This window comes from Corynebacterium glyciniphilum AJ 3170 (genome assembly GCF_000626675.1).
GTDB lineage: Bacteria > Actinomycetota > Actinomycetes > Mycobacteriales > Mycobacteriaceae > Corynebacterium > Corynebacterium glyciniphilum.
On sequence record NZ_CP006842.1, the window covers coordinates 2,584,181 to 2,601,026 of the forward strand.

Consider the following 16,846-nt stretch of genomic DNA (forward strand, 5'->3'; position numbering starts at 1 on the left):
CCCGGTCGCCTACCGAAGCCTCACCTTCGGACGAATCTTTCCAGTTTCTCGGGATCGCCTGCGACGATGACCTGATCAGTACGGCACAGGACACGATCGGGATGAAAAGGTGCCCACGTTCCGTCAGATCGCCGTACTGAGACCACTCTCACGCCGAACCTATACCACAACTTTTCAACGTCCACGGAAACTCCGACGATGACGTCCGGCGGTGCAAGTTTGATCATCCCATAGTCCTCATCAAACTGGGCGAAATCCTTGAACCGCCCACCCAAAAGGTGAGCGACACGACGTCCGGTGTCACGTTCTGGGCGCACAACCTGATGGACACCGACCTGGGTGAGAATCTTAGCGTGTGCATCAGAGTCCGCTTTCGCCCAGATACTGGGCACACCCAGATCCACCAGGTTCGAGGCGGTGAGTACAGACGATTCCAGATCAGAGCCGATGCCGAGAACGACCCGCTCGACTTCGTGGACACCGAACTGCACCAGCGTCTCACGATCAGTAGTGTCACCGATGGCGGCATCGGTAAGAAAGCTGGAGCATTCCTGAACAAGGCGAGCGTCAGCGTCCATGCCGAGTACTTCCACGCCGTGGCAGGTCAGCTCTTCGGCAAGCGAGGCGCCGAAACGGCCCAGGCCCAGAACAACAACAGGGGGAATGTCGATGCGGCCGCGGACGCGGCGAGGTGTGTTAGCCAATGAAGGGCCTCTCTTCTGGATAGTGGAATCGTCGGGCACTGTGCTTTGCGGCCAGGGCGACAACGAGGGTGACCGGTCCGATACGCCCCAGATACATCAGGGCGCACAACACCAGTTGGCACGGGGAGCTCAGATCAGCGGTGATACCGGTGGATAACCCGACGGTGGCGAACGCGGAGATGACCTCAAAGGTGATCTGATCGCCGGTGAACACCGGGTCCAGGAGTCGTAGCGTGCCGACCGCGACAACGACCAGCACAACGCTGAGCACAGCGACTGTCAGCGCCTGACGCACCACAGGCTGACTTATTGTGCGGTGTCCAATGGTCGTGGCGTGATGTCCCCGGACTTCTGCGATGATCGCAGCAAGGAGAACTGCCGCGGTGGTGATCTTGATCCCCCCGGCCGTGCCGGCCGAACCCCCACCAATGAACATCAGCAGGTCAGTTCCCATCAATGTGACCGGGTGGAATTCGCCGTAGTCCAGGGAGTTGAAGCCGGCGGTGCGCGGGCTCACCCCTTGGAAGAATGCGGCGAGGACCCGGGTGCCTGCAGGCAGGGCAGCCAGGGTGTTGTTCCACTCCAGAACGCCGACCATTGCCACACCGGCCACGATGAGTATCACTGTGCCGGTCACGGTGATGCGGGTGGTAACCGACAACTTCCGGGCCCCACGGTGGCCCCGACGCTGCATGCTGAGGCGTGCTCGGTCCCATAGCTCGGATACCACCGGATAACCCAGGCCACCAATAATCAGGGCACAGGCTAGTGGCAGGATGATCCAGCCGTCCCCGACATAGGGCACCAGACTGTCGCTGCGTAGACCGAATCCGGCGTTGTTGAATGCGGAGACGGCATGGAACATGCCCTCCCAGCTGGCCTGCGGCAGCGACATCCCGTATGTCGTTGCGAACCGGACAGTGGTGATGACCGCGACTATTGCCTCGCAGATCACGGTGATCAGCAGGGTCGCCAGGACAGTTCGGCCGATGTCACCGGTGTCCAAGGACCTGTTCTCTGCGCGGGTGTAGAGACGTGATCGTAGTCCGATTCGCCCGGTGAGCAGCATTCCGGCTAGGGAGGTCACGCTCATGATGCCGAAGCCGCCGACCTGGATCAGTACCAGCACGATCACTTGTCCCAGCCCACTCCAGTGAGAGCCGGTGTCGAGGACGACTAACCCGGTCATCGTCACCGCGGAGGTGACCGTGAACAAGGACGACAACAGATCAGTGCCAACACCAGAAGCCGAGGCTGCTGGCATGCTCAACACCAGTGTCCCGATCACGATGAGTGCCAGGAATCCTAGGGCGACTGCCTGGGCCGGTGAGAGTGTGATCTGCGGCATGCGCAGGTGGCGGGGGTAGCGGTGAGGACGACTGAGTTCCACCGGCATGAGCGTAGTCCTCCCCGTCCCGGTTTGCCTAGAGGGTGACTGAAGAGACATCCCCGGCCAGTACAACTAGGCAGGCGACGCTGCATCCCGAGGGATGCTGCGCTCAGTGACGACGTGCCGTGGCGCCAGATCGTTGCGGCTGGCTGCGGCCTCTGCGCGCTGCGCGAGGGGGGCAGGATTCGTCCTTGTTCCAGGTACTGCGGGTATAGTGTTCTGGGCCACATCAGTTATCTAGGGTCGAGTGTGCACGTGAAAGGGTAATCATGACGGGTGCGTTCTCTGTCGAGGACATATCCATCGCCGTTCATCGTCGATCAGGGTTGGACACTGCTCTGGGCGAGGAGCTTGTGCGCGAGCAGATTGGCACGATTGAGCAGTCAGAGAACCGGGTTATTGACCCAGAGCAGATCGGTGCGGATGATACCGAGCGATTGGTCCGGTTGGTCGAGAAGGTCCAGCCTGAAGTGGCCGCACGGTCACTAGATGACCTCTACGACGCGCAGGTTCGGTGTCGTGACGCCGTAGAGCACCTCGAGGAGGCCCGCGCGCATCGCGATGCAGCTGTGTGTGCCGCGCTGGCCACGGGCGTGTCATGGGATGAGGTGACCACCACGACGGGATTGTCGCGAGGCCAAATCGCCGACATCCGAAAAGTCCAACCCCGCTAAGATACTTAGGATAACATTTCCAATGTGCCGAAGTTGCACGCACTTGTCTGATTCGTCGCGGACTATAGGTCGTGCTGTGATTCTACTAACTGCATTGCCTTGGGAGGTCATGACCACCGCAACGCATGGTACTCAGGAAAAACGCCGGCAACCGTACTGAGTGAATCACCACTCACTACGAGGAACCCAGGATTCCCTTCCTGACGCGGGTGTAACGCAACATTGACCCAGTCCGGTAACTCGTATAGCTAGTCATCGGCCACTGCTGGTCCCGACACCCAGCGGCTGAACGGTTCAACGTCTCACCGGCCACTCGGCTCCCACCTCGGTGCCGCCCGCGCCACCGTCGGCCGGGTGCGGACTCGCCACACCACACCCGCACTGGACCGCGTCGGCAGTGGGGATCAAACCATTGTCCTGCCAGCACGCAAGATCCCGCCGATACGCTACGAGAGAACCTGCCCGGCGAGTTGGTGCATGTCGGCCTCAGAAACTCGGGCGGGTTCTCCCCGCAGGGCCTGATGGCGAATGCTCAGCAGAGGCTCCACCCAGCAACGGGCATCAAGCATTGCCAGTGGGGCGGCGGCACGCCCCGGAGTGTTCCGATCTCCAGGCTACCAGTGCTTGCATCACGGGCATCGACGACTACTCGAGAGCGTCTACTCGGAGATCCTGAATGACGAGTGTAAAGACACCGCTACGGGGTTCTGGACCCAGGCTACAACCTTCTTCGAGTCATTGGAGGTCACCGTGGAGGCGGTGATGACCCACAACGGGCCTTGCTACCGCTCACAGGTGTTCAAAATGCCCTAAGCGCGAAGGTCACCCACCGGTTCACCTGGGCATATCCGACGCAGACCAACAGCAAGGACGAACGGCCCAACAACACGCTGATGACCGAGTGGGCCTACGGCATGGCCGCATCTGAGTGAGACGGATCGTGAGGCGGCGTGCAAGCAGTTCCTGCATCACTCAAGATCACCGAGCCCGCACACCTATCGAAGGGGCGCTTCCTTCATCGCGTGTTCATGACCTCACGGGGATTATAGCTAACGCGCACCTACCGACACACGCCTCAACCGCCGAGCATGGACCGGAGAGGTCCGAAAGCCGACGGTCGGCCGCCGAATAGTGCCTGCTTTAGTTCCTGCTTAAGCATCCAGGCCATATAGCTCTCACATTCACAGCCTGAGATCTACGGCGTCCGCCATATACTCTCGCCATCGTCGGTTATCAAGCCTGATCTGCGCAGCCCCAGCCGGGTTGCGATAGCGGCAGAAGCCGCATGGTCTGGGTGGATCGAGGCCGTGGAGTGGCTAACCCCATGGTCTCGCAGCCACGTGCACATCAATTGTGCACTGCGTGTGGCCAGGCCCCGACCCTGGAACCGAACCCCGATGACCCACGCTAGTTCCGCAACCATCTGGTCGTCCTGGGAAACGACTGTTGCCTGCACGTACCCAGCCGGTTCTCCCGACACGCGAACGATCCAGTTCAACCACAACTGCGCCCCATCAGGCGATACTCCGTCCGCCCGGCGAGCGTACGTGCGGCGTAACTCGTCAATACTCGGTGGCTCACCACCGGTGAAAACATACAGCTCACGATCCTGCAACACCGTAAGCATCGTGTCAGCATCATCACCGCGCACCGGTGTCAGCAGCACATCGCCCTGCGTAATCGGCGTTGCCTTCAAAGAACATTGTTGGTCCGGATTCTCGCCCATATCCCCCAGTAAAGCCGGACCATCACAATGACCCGCAACATGACTCATACTTGAGGCCCCCTTAGCGCAGCAGCCCCATCTTCTCGTACACGTCGGCGACCACAGACTCTGCAACGACCGACGCTTTCTCGGCACCGCGGTCCAGGATCCGCTTCAGCTCCGCCGGATCGGCCATGTACTCGTCGTACCGGGCCTTCAGCGGGGTGGTGAAGGCCTGCAGTGCGTCGGCGGTGTCCACCTTGAGCGCGCCGTACTGCGCCCCGGCCGCCTGGTAGTCGGCCACGATCTCATCGACGCTGCGTCCGGTCAGAGCAGACTGGATCACCAGCAGGTTCGACACACCCGGCTTCTCCTCCCGGTCGTACCGGATCTCACCGTCGTTGTCCGTCACCGCCGACTTGATGCGCTTCGCCGACGTCTTCGGCTCGTCCAACAGGTTCACGATCCCCTTCGGGTTGTCCCCGGACTTGCTCATCTTCGACGTCGGATCCTGCAGGTCGTAGATTTTCGCCGCACCCTGCGGGATGAACCCGTCGGGCACCACGAACGTCTCACCGAAGCGGGCGTTGAAGCGTTCGGCCAAGTTGCGGGTCAGCTCCAGGTGCTGGCGCTGGTCCTCCCCCACCGGCACCAGCTGCGGACGGTAGAGCAGGATGTCCGCCGCCATGAGCATCGGGTACATGAACAGGCCCGCAGAGGTCCGTTCGGCACCGCGCTTGGCGGACTTGTCCTTGAACTGCGTCATCCGTGACGCCTCACCGAAGCCGGTGAGGCAGGTCAGCACCCACGCCAGCTCGGCATGCTGCGGTACCTGGGACTGAACGAAGATCGTGGACTTCTCCGGGTCGATGCCCAACGCCAACAGCTGCGCCACACCAACCAAAATCCGCTCACGCAACTGGCCAGGATCCTGGTCCACGGTGATGGCGTGCAGGTTGGGGATGAAGTAGAAAGCGTCGTACCCGTCCTGCAGGTCAATCCACTGCTTGACCGCACCCAGGTAGTTCCCGAGCTGGTAGGAGTCCGCCGTGGGCTGAATGCCGGACAGGACGCGCTTGATCTGTGCTCCATCACTCATGCGCAACAACTGTAGCTGACCAGCCACGAAGCATTGTCAATTACCCAGTACCGGTGCAAAGCCCTGCCTGACATGTAGAACGCGCCGGATAGTCGGCGCAAGCTCACAAACTACGGTACGGATTGGACTTGCCCGCATATCGTGGACAGGTAGCTAAGCTGCTGTAGGTGTCTCAACAGCAGGTATGTTGAGCAGATTCATTTCGAACTTCACCGGCGGCAGGTAGCCCAGCGCGGAATGAAGCCGCCGATGGTTGTACCTCGACTCGATCCAGTCACCGAACTTCAACCTCGCCTCAGCCCGGGTGGGCCATTTCCTCCGGTCGTAGAACTCGATCTTCATTGTCGCCCACACACTCTCGGCCATCGCATTGTCCCAGCACACTCCGGTCCGCCCCACCGACTGCAGCATCTCCAGTCCTCGGTAGACCTTGAACATGTCGTCACTGCTGAACTCAGAACCCCGGTCAGCATGGAACACCACACCGTCAGGAACCTCTCCGCGCAGCGTGTGAGCCCTGCGCAGGGCCTTTTCCACCAGGAAGGTGCCCATCCGCGAGTCCATCACCCAGCCCAGAATCCGGCGGGAGTGCGCGTCAGTGACCGCTGCGAGGTACAGCCAGCCCTCACCGGTGCGCAGGTAGGTGATGTCCGAAATCCAGACGCGGTTGATCCCGCCCCAATCCCAGCATCGTTTGACCAGGTCAGGGATCGTATAGGTAGTCACTCCGGGGATCGTCGTCACCGGAGTGAACTTCTTCGGACTGATACCCTTCAGCCCCTGCCGGCACATGGATCTCGCCACAGTCTTGCGGTCAACCTCAAAACCCTCACGGGCCAGCTGGGCATGGACCCTGGGCGAACCGTAGACCTCATCGGAATCGTCGAAGACCTTACGGACCTTCGCGTCAAGGTGATCGCGTGCACGGCGCTGTGAGCCTGGCTGACCTGCGTGCCGTGCCACCCAGGCGTAGAAACCGGACCGGGACACTACCAGAAGTCGAACCATGCGTGTGACCTGGAAGTTCGCCTTCTGCGCCGCCATCAGTCCGTACCGTTCGTCGGTCGTTGCTTGGTGGCGAAGAAGGCGGCTGCTTTGCCCAGGAACTCGTTGTCCTTGTGCAGCTCGACGACCTGGCGGCGCAGGGCCTTGAGCTCGGCGCGTTCGTCCAGGGACAACTCTCCGGTCGATTCGCCGGCCTGCTCGGCGCGTCCGACGGCAACCCACTTTCCCAACGATTGGGAACCGACGCCCCACTCTCGGGCGACTTCGGCGATACTGCGTCCGGTGTCGATGACCAGGCGCGCGGCCTCGTGCTTGTACTCGGGGGTGAAGGTTCTCCGTGGTCGTTTGCCGGGGGTCTTCTCGGTCATGGTGGCATCCTCTCGTGCGGGACGGGTCCCGCTAAAACGGGTGTCCACTCAACGAGGGTAGGGCCAAACTCAACCCCGTCAGAAGCAATCCTAGCGGGGTTACGTGGTGCTGCGGGGTGTCAAGGTCACATGCTGAGTCGCCAGCCCGAGATCTCACCGTCGTCAGCGAGGATGGTGTTGGTCTTGGACTTCCGCGTCGGGGAGATCTGGACATACATGTCACGCATCCAGTCCTCCGAGTCCTCCTGCTCAGACTTCGGTGCGTAGCACTTCGTGAGGGTGGCTTCGAGGCCTGCTTCGTCAATCTTCATGGGCCCGTAATAGGTGGAGCCCTCAGCTTCCTCGGCGTAGTGGTCATCGCCTGCTGCTACCCAGGCCTGGGTACCACCGAGCATGCCCCGGTAGTCCTGGTCAACCGGCTGCACGCTCATCCGATCAGCCACACCTGCTGCCCTGCTTGCGATGCTGTCGTGCGACGGCATACCTGCACCGTTCACCTCTCCGCCCTCCCACGGCTCGAACGTCATGGAAGCGTCGTAGCAGAGCACGAAGCTCTTCTTGTCCCCGTCAGGGTGGCCGTCCGGGGCGTTCTGGTCGCCCGTGATCACTCGGTCGATCTGACGCAGGTTGTCCAGTGACACGGTGAACCCAGTGGCATCCTTGCCGAACTCTTCCTTGCCGTCGCTTTCGTAGATGGTGCCGGTGGTGAAGTCCATCTTCTCCCCGGCCCTCAAGAACGTGCTGTCATCAGGCATTCCACTGGTCGCTGCCCCGGTGCCACCCTCGGGTGTGGACTGAGTCGTGGTGCCGAACAGAGCACCGACACCACCGTCACCGGTGGAGTCGTCGGAGCCACAGGCAACGACTGTGGTGGTCGCACACAGTGCGATAGCGGTGACCGCGATGGTGCGGCGGATGGTTCGGGTCTTCATGGTCTCTCCTTATCGGTAGGTGTCGTGGGTGCAGTTAGTCAGGGCCTCACCTAGCCCCACTGCACGCCGCCAGGCAGCGTCGAGGGGTCGGATGCGGGCGGATAGATCTGCACACTGGCGTTGTTGCCACCTGTGCAGATGACGTTCGGCCCCATCGCAGAGCACGTCATGTCGTAGGTCTCACCGGTCGCCTCAGAGGTTGCCGTGACCACGGCATCGAGGTTGCCGGTGGCGATGTACTGGTCGATCCAGGCGTTGTAGACAGCACGGGCGAACTGGTCCGAGGTGGTCTGGGTCTGCCCACTGTTGGTCGTCCCGGCACCGAAGTTCGGGTAGTCCGCCTTGGAACGTCCAGAGGTCGCGGGACCGGTACCACCAGAGGTGTCGCCAGTAGCGGCTCCTGTGGCACCGGGAAGTGGCTTCCAGTCGATGTCGACCGACTTGGCAACCAGGTCGGCAGGAGCATTTGCGTCCGCCGGTGCCGGAGGTGCTGCAACCGGGTAGGTCCAGGACTGCCCTGTCTTGCGGACCGCTCCGTTGTCGATGGTCCACAGGTCCATCGTCATCTCGGTGTCCATGGACTGCCTCAGCGAGAACAGGATGCCGTCGTCGTCTTTGCTGGCGGCGAGCTCGTAGCGTCGCCCTCCTGCACCTGGCAGACCGTCGGCGAACTTCCCGGTCGTGACACCGTCTACAGGAACTTCGGTGCCGCTGGTGTCGTAGACCGACACGTCATACAGCGACTCTTGCCCTTCTGCCGGTGTCTTCAGCAGCAACTCCGGATCGCCGTCTGAGGTGATATCGACAAGTGCGTATTGCGAGTCAGCCGGTGCGGATTCAAGTACACGATCGTAGGCTTCGGACAGGTCATCGTCACCGGCAGTGCTCCTGTTGGTCGTCTCGTTGCTTTCTGTGGGCCGGGGCCCGGAGCTACCACCGGTGGTGGTGGCATTCGTTGATTCGAGTGTCGTGTCGGACAACTCAGCGTTGGCGCCTGTTTGACAGGCGCTGATGGTCGCAGCTGTGCATACCGCTACTGCTGCGATAGATAGCGCACGGGGAAAGTGTGCTCGTGACATGGAGTTCTCTCTTAACAATGGATGATCGTGAAGGATCTTTATTTTTTCGTGGCACTGACCGCCAGGGCTAGCAGGGGAACGTATCCAGGGGGTTCGCGGCCGGGATCTTGAAGCTCTGTCGGTCAGGGGACCTCGGTTGCCATGCCCCAAATGTGACAGTACTGTCACTCTATATGGCACGCAACGCGAACGAGGAGCTCTCCCCACATCAGGTGTGTTTGATCGCCGCAGGCCGTAGGGCACAATGGTTGACATGCCCCAGTCGCCCGCACACCTCAGCGCAGCACAGCTGCAGCGCCAAGAGGATCGACGCATGAACCTGGGCCAGAGCATCTCCGCGCTACGGCGCGAGCAGGGAATGACCCAAGGCGCACTGGCCGACGAGGTCGGCATCAGTACCCGGGGGGTTATCCGCGTCGAACAGGGGCAGACAAGCTTGACGGTCGATGTGCTCGGCAGGTTCGCCGATGCACTTGGGGTGCGACCATCTCGACTACTGGCGCTTGCCGAAGAGCGCGAACAACAAGATGTCTGACACTGTTGCAGCCAGCGAGCCGGTCGCGATGTGAACCCGCAGTGGCCCGGTGAAGATTCGACTAGAACGTAGAAGCCTTCCTAGAAGGCCGGGAGTAGGCATACGAGTTATATTCGTGGCTTTCTCGGTCAGCCACGCCGCCTCGAAGCTACTCGACAGACGTTCCATTACCCCTGATCTACACACCCGTAGCCGGTTAACCTCTGCTCGATAAGATGATCGAGGCCGATGTGGGATTAGCACTGTCACCCAACGAGGAAGATGACGTAAACGGTGGCGCTGCTCGCACCATGGGGTGGATCAGTGATTGGCGAAGACCCACACGTTGTAGTCGGCGGTGTCGATCACGGTGTAGTCGAGGGCGAGGTCGGCGGCGTAGCGCTCAAGGTCGAAGTACTGGATGAACTCCTCTGGCACACCGATGAGCATTCCGGTGTCGCACACGATCCCATCGGCGTAGTCGGTGAAGTTAGCGTACTCACCGGCAAAGAAGCCGAAGAACTCGTCACGGCCAGGAGCCTCGGAAGGGGTGCTGATCCACTGGTCCTCGATCCAGGCGAGATACGCTGCCCTCCAGTGCGGGGAGATTGCCTCGATGGCCTCAGCCCAGGCTGTTGCTGTCAGTGGGTCCATCTCTGGGTTACCGGGGATTGTGGGTAGGAACTCATGATCCATCACCCACAGTTCCTCGTGGTCGGTGGGGACACCGTGCAGATCGACGGGAAGCACGTTGGCGGCGTCAATGGCGTCGTACCAGTGGCCGACAAGCTCACCGTCATTGTAGCAGGCAAGGCAGCCGACCCAAGCGCGGGGCGTGATGGTGTCGGTAGCGGGGTTGAACGTCTTCATGGGGTGGACCTCCCGGGGTCACTAGACAATCATTCAATTGTCTTCCCGGGATCGGCACCGACGATCCTTGATGCGAGGAAAAAAAGGGGCAACGGTGTGTTCTTTGAAGAACAGGTGGTGGGAGGCACACACCGAGATAGCCGAGGGTGATGCCCCTTCAGTCTGCGAAGCGACAGCAGGTTACAGCCAGACCGTGCCCTGCTAACAGAAACTGCATCCCCTGCGGCCAGGCCCTTGCTGAGTTGCGCACCTCTTCACCGTGATCCTGTCCCTGTAAGCTCAGCGCAGGATCAAGCTAACAGAAGGTCTAGCGAATAGTACCGTTGAGACTATGTCGGTTCGTCTGGAAGCGACATCCCATCGGCCTGTGAACGATAGAAAGCGCGTGCGATGAGCTGCCGCGCTCGTTCTGCGTTGGCATCGCCTGCGAAGATGATCTCGCTGACCCGACTCATGACGTCGCCGGCACCGAGTACAGCCTCATCGGTACTTGCCTGGAGGTCTGGGCTCTCTTCGAACTGCGACTCACTGTTCGACTTCGCCTGCTGCACCAGAGTCTCGTCCTCGCTGAGCTTGGAGAGGATCGTCGACACCGCACCGTGGGTGGTTTCCTCGGATTCGCCGAGCATCGTCGAGAGCTCTCGGACGACCTCAAGAAGCGCAACCATCTTCGGATCACGTGGCTCACCACTTGCCACAGCGGTTGTCCCCGTGACGACTCCCCCGGCGGAGATGTCGATGTCAACAGGCTGCTCCCCAACGAGCTGAAGGCGGGTGAGCTCGACATCGGTGAGGTCGATGGTCTCGGAGATCTCCGTATCCCGCAGATGCGGCGCGAGTAGGCGCAGGTAGATCGCCTTCTTCGCTAGGTCCGTGTTCCCGTAGTCGACGACCTGGGTCATGAAATCGTAGAAGTTCAGGAACGAGGTCGTGTTCTTGCGGAAGAGTTCGAGCTCATTGAGCTCGATGCGGTCCTCGGTCAGCTGCGCATGCTTCCACTGCTCCCGGAACCGCTTTTTCGCCGGCCCCAGGCCTTTGGCGATCTTACCGTTGACCTTCGATCCCGTCCCGGTTCCCTCTGTCACGAACACGGTCGCGACGTCCTGGACCTCGTCGGCTTCGTAAATATCAGCACCGTCGAGCTTGGACACGATGTCCCAGATGAGATTCGGGTCCGTTACCTCGTCGATGTGGGCGTCATTGAAGTAAGGCTCGAACGATTCCTGGATCTCTGCAGGCTCGTTGACGAAGTCAACGACCTGCGTCATCGCTGCGGTCTTCTTCGTCCCGCTCGAGGTTGTGTGGGTCCGATTCAGTCGGGAGAGGGTCTGCACGGCGGTGATGCCGGAGAGCTTCTTGTCGACATACATCGCGCACAGCAGCGGCTGATCGAAGCCGGTCTGGAACTTGTTGGCCACGATCATCACCCGGTATTGATCACTCTTGAACTCCTGGCGCAGATCACGGGTGCCAGGGTTCATCGTCGCTTCAGTCAGGCTCTCCAGCCCGAGCTCAGCACTGGTGTCCGCGTCCTCGACCGTCCCGGAGAAGGCGACGAGGGTTCCATAGCCGAGTCCCCTCGACTTGATGTACCGGTCGATTTCGCGTTTGTAGCGCACGGCACCGAGGCGGTTGGGAGAGACAACCATGGCTTTGGCCGCCCCGTCGAGCAGGTGGGCGACATTCTCGCGGAAGTGCTCGACGATGATCGCTGCCTTCTGAGCGATCGTTTTCGGATTGACCTTCACCCACTGCATCACCTCCTTCTTCGCCTTGGTCTCATCGACCTCGGTGTTCAGTGAGCCTTCGATCTTCTCGCCCAGGTCGAAGTACATCTTGTACGTGCGGTACCCGCGCAGCACGTCGAGGATGAACCCCTCCTCGATCGCCTGCTTCATCGAGTACAGGTGGAATGGCCTGGGTTCGCCGTCGTCGCTGTCACGGTGCCCGAACAGTTCAAGGGTCTTCTTCTTCGGAGTCGCAGTGAAGGCGAAGAATGAGATGCCCTCGTGGGAGGCCCTGGCGGCCATCTCGTGGCTGAGCATCCTGTTGATCATCATCTGCTCGGCATCGACCTCAACCTCACCGGTATCGTCGAGCTCTTCTTGCTGCTCTGCCGTGAGTACGCTCTTGAGCTGTGCTGCGGTGTTACCCGACTGCGAGGAGTGCGCCTCATCGGCAATGATGGCGAACTTCTTCGCCTTGAGCTCGGAGGCGTTCTGGATCTTGTCGAGGATGAACGGGAACGTCTGGATGGTGACGACCACGATGAGCTTGCCCGACTCGATGGCGTGACCGAGCGCTCCGGATTTCGACGCGGTGTTCCCCTCGTTGAGGTTGGCGTACTCTCGGATCGCCATGTCGTCGATGGTAGCGACGATCGATTGGTTGTCCGTGTCGATCTGCTTGATCGCCTCCTGCAGCTGCGCATCCAGCACGTTGCGGTCGGTGACGACGATGACGGTGTCGAAGATCTTCTCGTTGTTGACCTGTAGGCGTGCCAGGCGGTGGGCCAGCCAGGCGATCGAGTTGGTCTTGCCCGACCCGGCCGAGTGTTGGATGAGGAAGCGCTTGTCGGGCTCAGGGGCGGTGACTGCTCGTTCGAGCTTCTCGACGACGTCCCACTGGTGGAAACGGGGAAAGATCAGCGTGTACGAGCGCTTCTGTCGACCGGTCTTGTCAAGAGTCCGGGACTCAGAGATCCAGATGAAGCGCGAGAGAATTGCCAGCCACGCATCACGCTGAAGTACCTGTTCCCAGAAGTATGCGGTCCTCTGCCCGTTCGGGTTCAGCGGGTTGCCTTCCCCACCGTCTTCTGTGCCACGGTTGAATGGCAGGAAGCGGGTCTTGGCCCCGTCGAGCTTCGTGGTCATCCAGACCTGGTCTTCGGACACGGCGAAGTGCACCAGGGCCCTGGTGCCGTTGCCTAGTAGGGCGAAGGGCTTCTTGCCCTTGAGCTGGATGATGCGTTCGCGGTACTGCTGCTTGGCATTCTCAACAGTCTGGGTGTTCTCGGTCTTGACCTCTGCTGTCGCGACGGGGACTCCGTTGAGGAAGAACACCAGGTCGATGGACTTGTTGCCATCGCCGTAATGCACCTGGCGCATGACACGCAGACGGTTAGCTTCGTACTTCGCCTGCGTGGTCGGGTTGAGCGAGGTCTCGGGCTTTGCCTGCATCATGTCGAACTTCGCCGACCCTGCACCGAGGCCGGCGACGTTGAAGCCCTTACGTAATGTGCGTAGAGCGCCCTCGCGATCGGTCATCGGCTTGTCCAGGCTCGTGACGAGGCGGTCGAGCAGCATGCGACGACGCTTGTCCTCATCGGCGGTGCCTGGCTTGACGAACTTCTCGAATGCCTGGGGCTGTGTTTCTTGGAGCCACGGGAAGACGTCCGTGGGAACCAGAGCGCGTTCGACGTCGTAGAGGTCATCATTGTCCGAGTACAGCCATCCGTGGGCTTCGAGGTACTCGGCGAGCTCGCGCTCGAACTCGATCTCCTTGTGCTGACCACTCATGCTGCCTCCCTTACGTCGATCTGACCGGTCACCGCTGCAGTGATCAGCGCTGCGCGGCGCTCTTTCGAGAGCGTGATGAGATCCTGGGACTCGGAGATGAGCTCATCAATGCGGGAGATCTGCTCGCTTACGAACGATACGATTTCCTGCTGCTTTCGAATGGGCGGGACTGGTATCGCTATATCGCCCATCTGTTTCCAGTACAGACGCCATTGCGACGGGCGAATTCCTGTCGAACGGACAACATATTGTCCAACCATTCGAGCACTTCTCAAATATAGGTGAGCGAACATAGGGTGCAACCGCTCCGTTGTCGGCCGTAGAACCTCATAATCGCCGCTGACAATTCCTCGATGCTGGGATATTCCGAGTGAGCCCTGCCAAGCCTTCATACGGTTGACAACAAGGTCACCTGGACGAACAAGGAGGTACCGTGAGACGTCCTCAGGAGTAACATTGTAATTACCATCACGCGAACCCTTCGGGATTACACCATAGTCCCGATAGACAGAAAGCACCTGCTCGCCATGTTGATTTCGAACTTCCGCTGGCAAAAACAGATAACGCAGCCGGATTCTTTCGGCAACAGACTCCTCGGCACCCTGATCTATCACGGATTTCCGTCGTTCCCTCAGCGTTTCAATGAGATCGCGCTGCTCGGTGATCAGCTCGTCGATCTTCTGCGTCTCACGGTCCAGATAATCAGCAATAGCCCGCTGCCCATCGGGAAGAGTATTTGGCAATGCAATTGACATCATTGCACTTTGCGTCAATTTATCCCGAGTTGATCCGTTGATCACCCGCGAGTAGTCTACACTATTTAAGGCGTATGCCAGCCAACGGCCATCTGTTGCTTCGCTCGGCACAAGAACATGAATGTGATTATTGGGCCAAATGGGTTCGTTGCGATAAAAGGAAACATCCCGAGAACGGTCGAAAAACGGAGCACCATCCTCACCCAACAGAACCACTGGAAAATCCAGTTTTGCCTTATCGACGTACCCTTGAATGCTGTTTGCACCCCAATACGGCACGTCTCCCGGACGCTCAGATCGCTCGACAGCATTCAAAGGCTCTCGGAGGTCATCGCGACAAGTTGCCAAGCGTCTCAACTGTACTTCTGCACTTAATGGTGCACTCACACTTCCACCGCCTTCAGCAGCGTCAGGATTTTGGAGACCTTGGCCTTGAGATCCTTGTCGATCTCCTCGAGTGGGCGCGGTGGTACGTACTTGTAGAATATTCGGGTGAAGGGGATCTCGTAGCCAACCTTGGTCTTCTTGTGATCGATCCAAGCGTCCGGCACGTGCGGGGCCACCTCAGCGTCGAAGTACGCCTCGATGGTCGCGTCTTTGCCGTCGGAACCTTCGGTGTTGCAGCCGTAGGTGAACGGCACGTTCTCAGTGTCGCGCTTCTTGCTGTCCGGCTTCGGATTGCCCTTGCGGTCGCGGACGACCTCACCGTCGTCATCCAGCAGTGGGCGCTCGACGGTGATCGTCCAGTAGCCGAACTCGCTGGTGGGCAGGATCTTGGAGTGCTCGCCGTCCTCATGGGCGTCGTAGATGCCGACTATCTCGTCGCGTTGGGCAATGGAGATCTCGCGGCGCTTGGACCCCATACCCTTGCGCATCTTCGTCCACATGCCGCTGGCGTCGATGAGCTGGACGGTGCCGCGACGCTCAGGCTGCTTGTCGTTGTCGAGGATCCAGACGTAGGTGGCGATGCCGGTGTTGAAGAACATGTCGGTCGGTAACGCAATGATGGTATCCACGAGGTCTTCCTCGAGCAGCCACTGCCGGATCTTGCTGGGCCCAGATTCAGCACCACCGGTGAACAGCGGTGAACCATTCAAGACGATGCCGGCACGGCCACCGCCCTCATGTGCCGGTCGCATCTTTGACACCAGGTGCTGCAGGAACAGCATCTGCCCGTCGCTAACAGGCGGTAATCCAGCGTTGAACCGACCAAGCCGCCCCTCCCGGTGCTCCTGCTTCACCGACTCCGCAGCGGCCTTCCAGTCGACTCCGTAAGGCGGGTTGGACAGGCAGAAGTCGAAGGTGCGGCGGGAGAACTCATCCCTGATGAGAGTGTCGCCCTTGCGAATGTTTCCGATGTCCTGGCCCTTGGAAATCATGTCCGACTTGCAGATCGCGTAAGACTGGCCATTGATCTCCTGACCGTAGAGCGTCAGTCGAGCACTGGGATTGCGCTGATGCAGTCGCTCCTCCGCGACCGAAAGCATGCCGCCGGTGCCGGCTGTGGGGTCGTAGACGGTGCGAACGACGCCCTCACTGGTCAGTGGCTCCTGCTCCTCGGCGAAGAGCAGGTCGACCATCAGGCGTATCGCGTCACGAGGTGTGTAGTGCTCCCCGGCCTCCTCGTTGGATGCTTCAGCGAACTTGTAGATGAGGTGCTCATACAGCTCGCCCATCTCAGCGTTGGAGATCGCATTAGGATGCAGGTTGACACCGGCGAACTTCTCGACGACGAGGTAGAGGCGGTTGTTGTCATCGAGGGTGCTGATGACCTGCTCGAAACCGAACTGCTCGAAGACGTCAATGTTAGACGAGAAGCTCGTGACGTACTCGATGAGATTCTCACGAAGCTGGTCCGGGTCATCGAGCAGCCGATTGAAGTCGTACTGGCTTGTGTTATAGAAAGACAGGCCCGTCGCCCGACGCATCTGCGCGTCGAGGACCCCACCAGTGTGAAGAGACGCCGTTGACCGCATCAGGTCGCGCCTCGATGCCATGAGCGCATCGAGGCGGCGCAGGATGGTGAACGGCAGGACGATGCTGCCGTACTGATGCGGCTTGTACACACCACGGAGTTGATCGGCGATCGACCAGACGAAGGGCCCGAGATTACTCATTCACATTCCTGCCTCAGTTGAGCGATACGACATAGATGATCGTACTTGCCCTACCAGCGACCGGTGGGCAGGTGGCCGAGCCGTGTCACGTGTGGTCGTAGCGTCGGACATGTACG

General features: G+C 60.2%; 13 protein-coding genes. 2 read left to right on the forward strand and 11 right to left on the reverse strand.

Annotation, left to right across the window (positions count from 1 at the left end; all coding sequences use genetic code 11):
• Positions 1-20 precede the first annotated feature (20 nt).
• Both CGLY_RS12060 and CGLY_RS12065 read right to left on the reverse strand, forming a co-directional pair.
• Positions 21-704: a potassium channel family protein gene (locus CGLY_RS12060; protein ID WP_038549742.1), complete on the reverse strand. Its 684-nt coding sequence runs from the start codon at positions 702-704 to the stop codon at positions 21-23.
• Complete coding sequence (locus CGLY_RS12065; RefSeq protein ID WP_038552879.1) at positions 697-2,052, reverse strand: TrkH family potassium uptake protein; 1,356 nt, start codon at positions 2,050-2,052, stop codon at positions 697-699. The genes CGLY_RS12060 and CGLY_RS12065 overlap by 8 nt, the downstream gene beginning before the upstream one ends.
• Positions 2,053-2,363: 311 nt before the next feature.
• Here CGLY_RS12065 and CGLY_RS12070 point away from each other — a divergent pair, with 311 nt between their 5' ends.
• Positions 2,364-2,768: a hypothetical protein gene (locus tag CGLY_RS12070; RefSeq protein WP_038549744.1), complete on the forward strand. Its 405-nt coding sequence runs from the start codon at positions 2,364-2,366 to the stop codon at positions 2,766-2,768.
• Between the two features lie 1,195 nt (positions 2,769-3,963).
• Here the strand turns inward: CGLY_RS12070 and CGLY_RS18110 are convergent.
• From CGLY_RS18110 to CGLY_RS16830, 5 genes are all read right to left on the reverse strand, one after another.
• Complete coding sequence (locus CGLY_RS18110) at positions 3,964-4,542, reverse strand: GNAT family N-acetyltransferase (protein WP_407080796.1); 579 nt, start codon at positions 4,540-4,542, stop codon at positions 3,964-3,966.
• A gap of 13 nt (positions 4,543-4,555) precedes the next feature.
• The gene (gene trpS, locus CGLY_RS12085) at positions 4,556-5,572 is read right to left on the reverse strand and encodes a tryptophan--tRNA ligase (RefSeq protein WP_038549747.1); all 1,017 of its coding nucleotides are present in this window, start codon (positions 5,570-5,572) and stop codon (positions 4,556-4,558) included.
• A 153-nt stretch (positions 5,573-5,725) separates the two neighbouring features.
• A protein-coding gene (locus CGLY_RS12090) for an IS3 family transposase (protein ID WP_144313686.1) occupies positions 5,726-6,945 on the reverse strand; the annotation gives its coding sequence in 2 pieces (ribosomal slippage) (positions 5,726-6,666 and positions 6,666-6,945; 1,221 coding nt in all).
• A gap of 125 nt (positions 6,946-7,070) precedes the next feature.
• A complete protein-coding gene (locus CGLY_RS12100; RefSeq protein WP_038549752.1) occupies positions 7,071-7,877 on the reverse strand; it encodes a hypothetical protein in 807 nt (268 codons plus the stop codon).
• A gap of 50 nt (positions 7,878-7,927) precedes the next feature.
• Positions 7,928-8,857 carry a hypothetical protein gene (locus tag CGLY_RS16830; protein ID WP_052540146.1) on the reverse strand — a complete coding sequence of 310 codons (930 nt, stop codon included), beginning with the start codon at positions 8,855-8,857 and terminating at the stop codon, positions 7,928-7,930.
• Positions 8,858-9,209: 352 nt separating this feature from the next.
• Between CGLY_RS16830 and CGLY_RS12110 the strand changes: the two genes are divergently transcribed.
• On the forward strand, positions 9,210-9,491 hold the full coding sequence (locus tag CGLY_RS12110; RefSeq protein ID WP_227590266.1) for a helix-turn-helix domain-containing protein: 282 nt from the start codon (positions 9,210-9,212) through the stop codon (positions 9,489-9,491).
• Between the two features lie 300 nt (positions 9,492-9,791).
• Here CGLY_RS12110 and CGLY_RS12115 read toward each other — a convergent pair whose 3' ends face one another.
• The 4 genes from CGLY_RS12115 to CGLY_RS12140 all read right to left on the reverse strand — a co-directional run bounded on the left by CGLY_RS12115 (position 9,792) and on the right by CGLY_RS12140 (position 16,730).
• Positions 9,792-10,340 carry an antirestriction protein ArdA gene (locus tag CGLY_RS12115; RefSeq protein WP_038549756.1) on the reverse strand — a complete coding sequence of 183 codons (549 nt, stop codon included), beginning with the start codon at positions 10,338-10,340 and terminating at the stop codon, positions 9,792-9,794.
• 329 nt (positions 10,341-10,669) lie between these two features.
• Entirely contained in the window at positions 10,670-13,858 is a 3,189-nt protein-coding gene (locus CGLY_RS12120; protein WP_038549758.1) for a type I restriction endonuclease subunit R, read from the reverse strand.
• Positions 13,855-15,000: a restriction endonuclease subunit S gene (locus CGLY_RS17195; RefSeq protein WP_158407394.1), complete on the reverse strand. Its 1,146-nt coding sequence runs from the start codon at positions 14,998-15,000 to the stop codon at positions 13,855-13,857. Before CGLY_RS17195 ends, CGLY_RS12120 begins: the two co-directional genes overlap by 4 nt.
• Entirely contained in the window at positions 14,997-16,730 is a 1,734-nt protein-coding gene (locus tag CGLY_RS12140) for a type I restriction-modification system subunit M (protein WP_038549767.1), read from the reverse strand. Before CGLY_RS12140 ends, CGLY_RS17195 begins: the two co-directional genes overlap by 4 nt.
• Positions 16,731-16,846 lie beyond the last annotated feature (116 nt).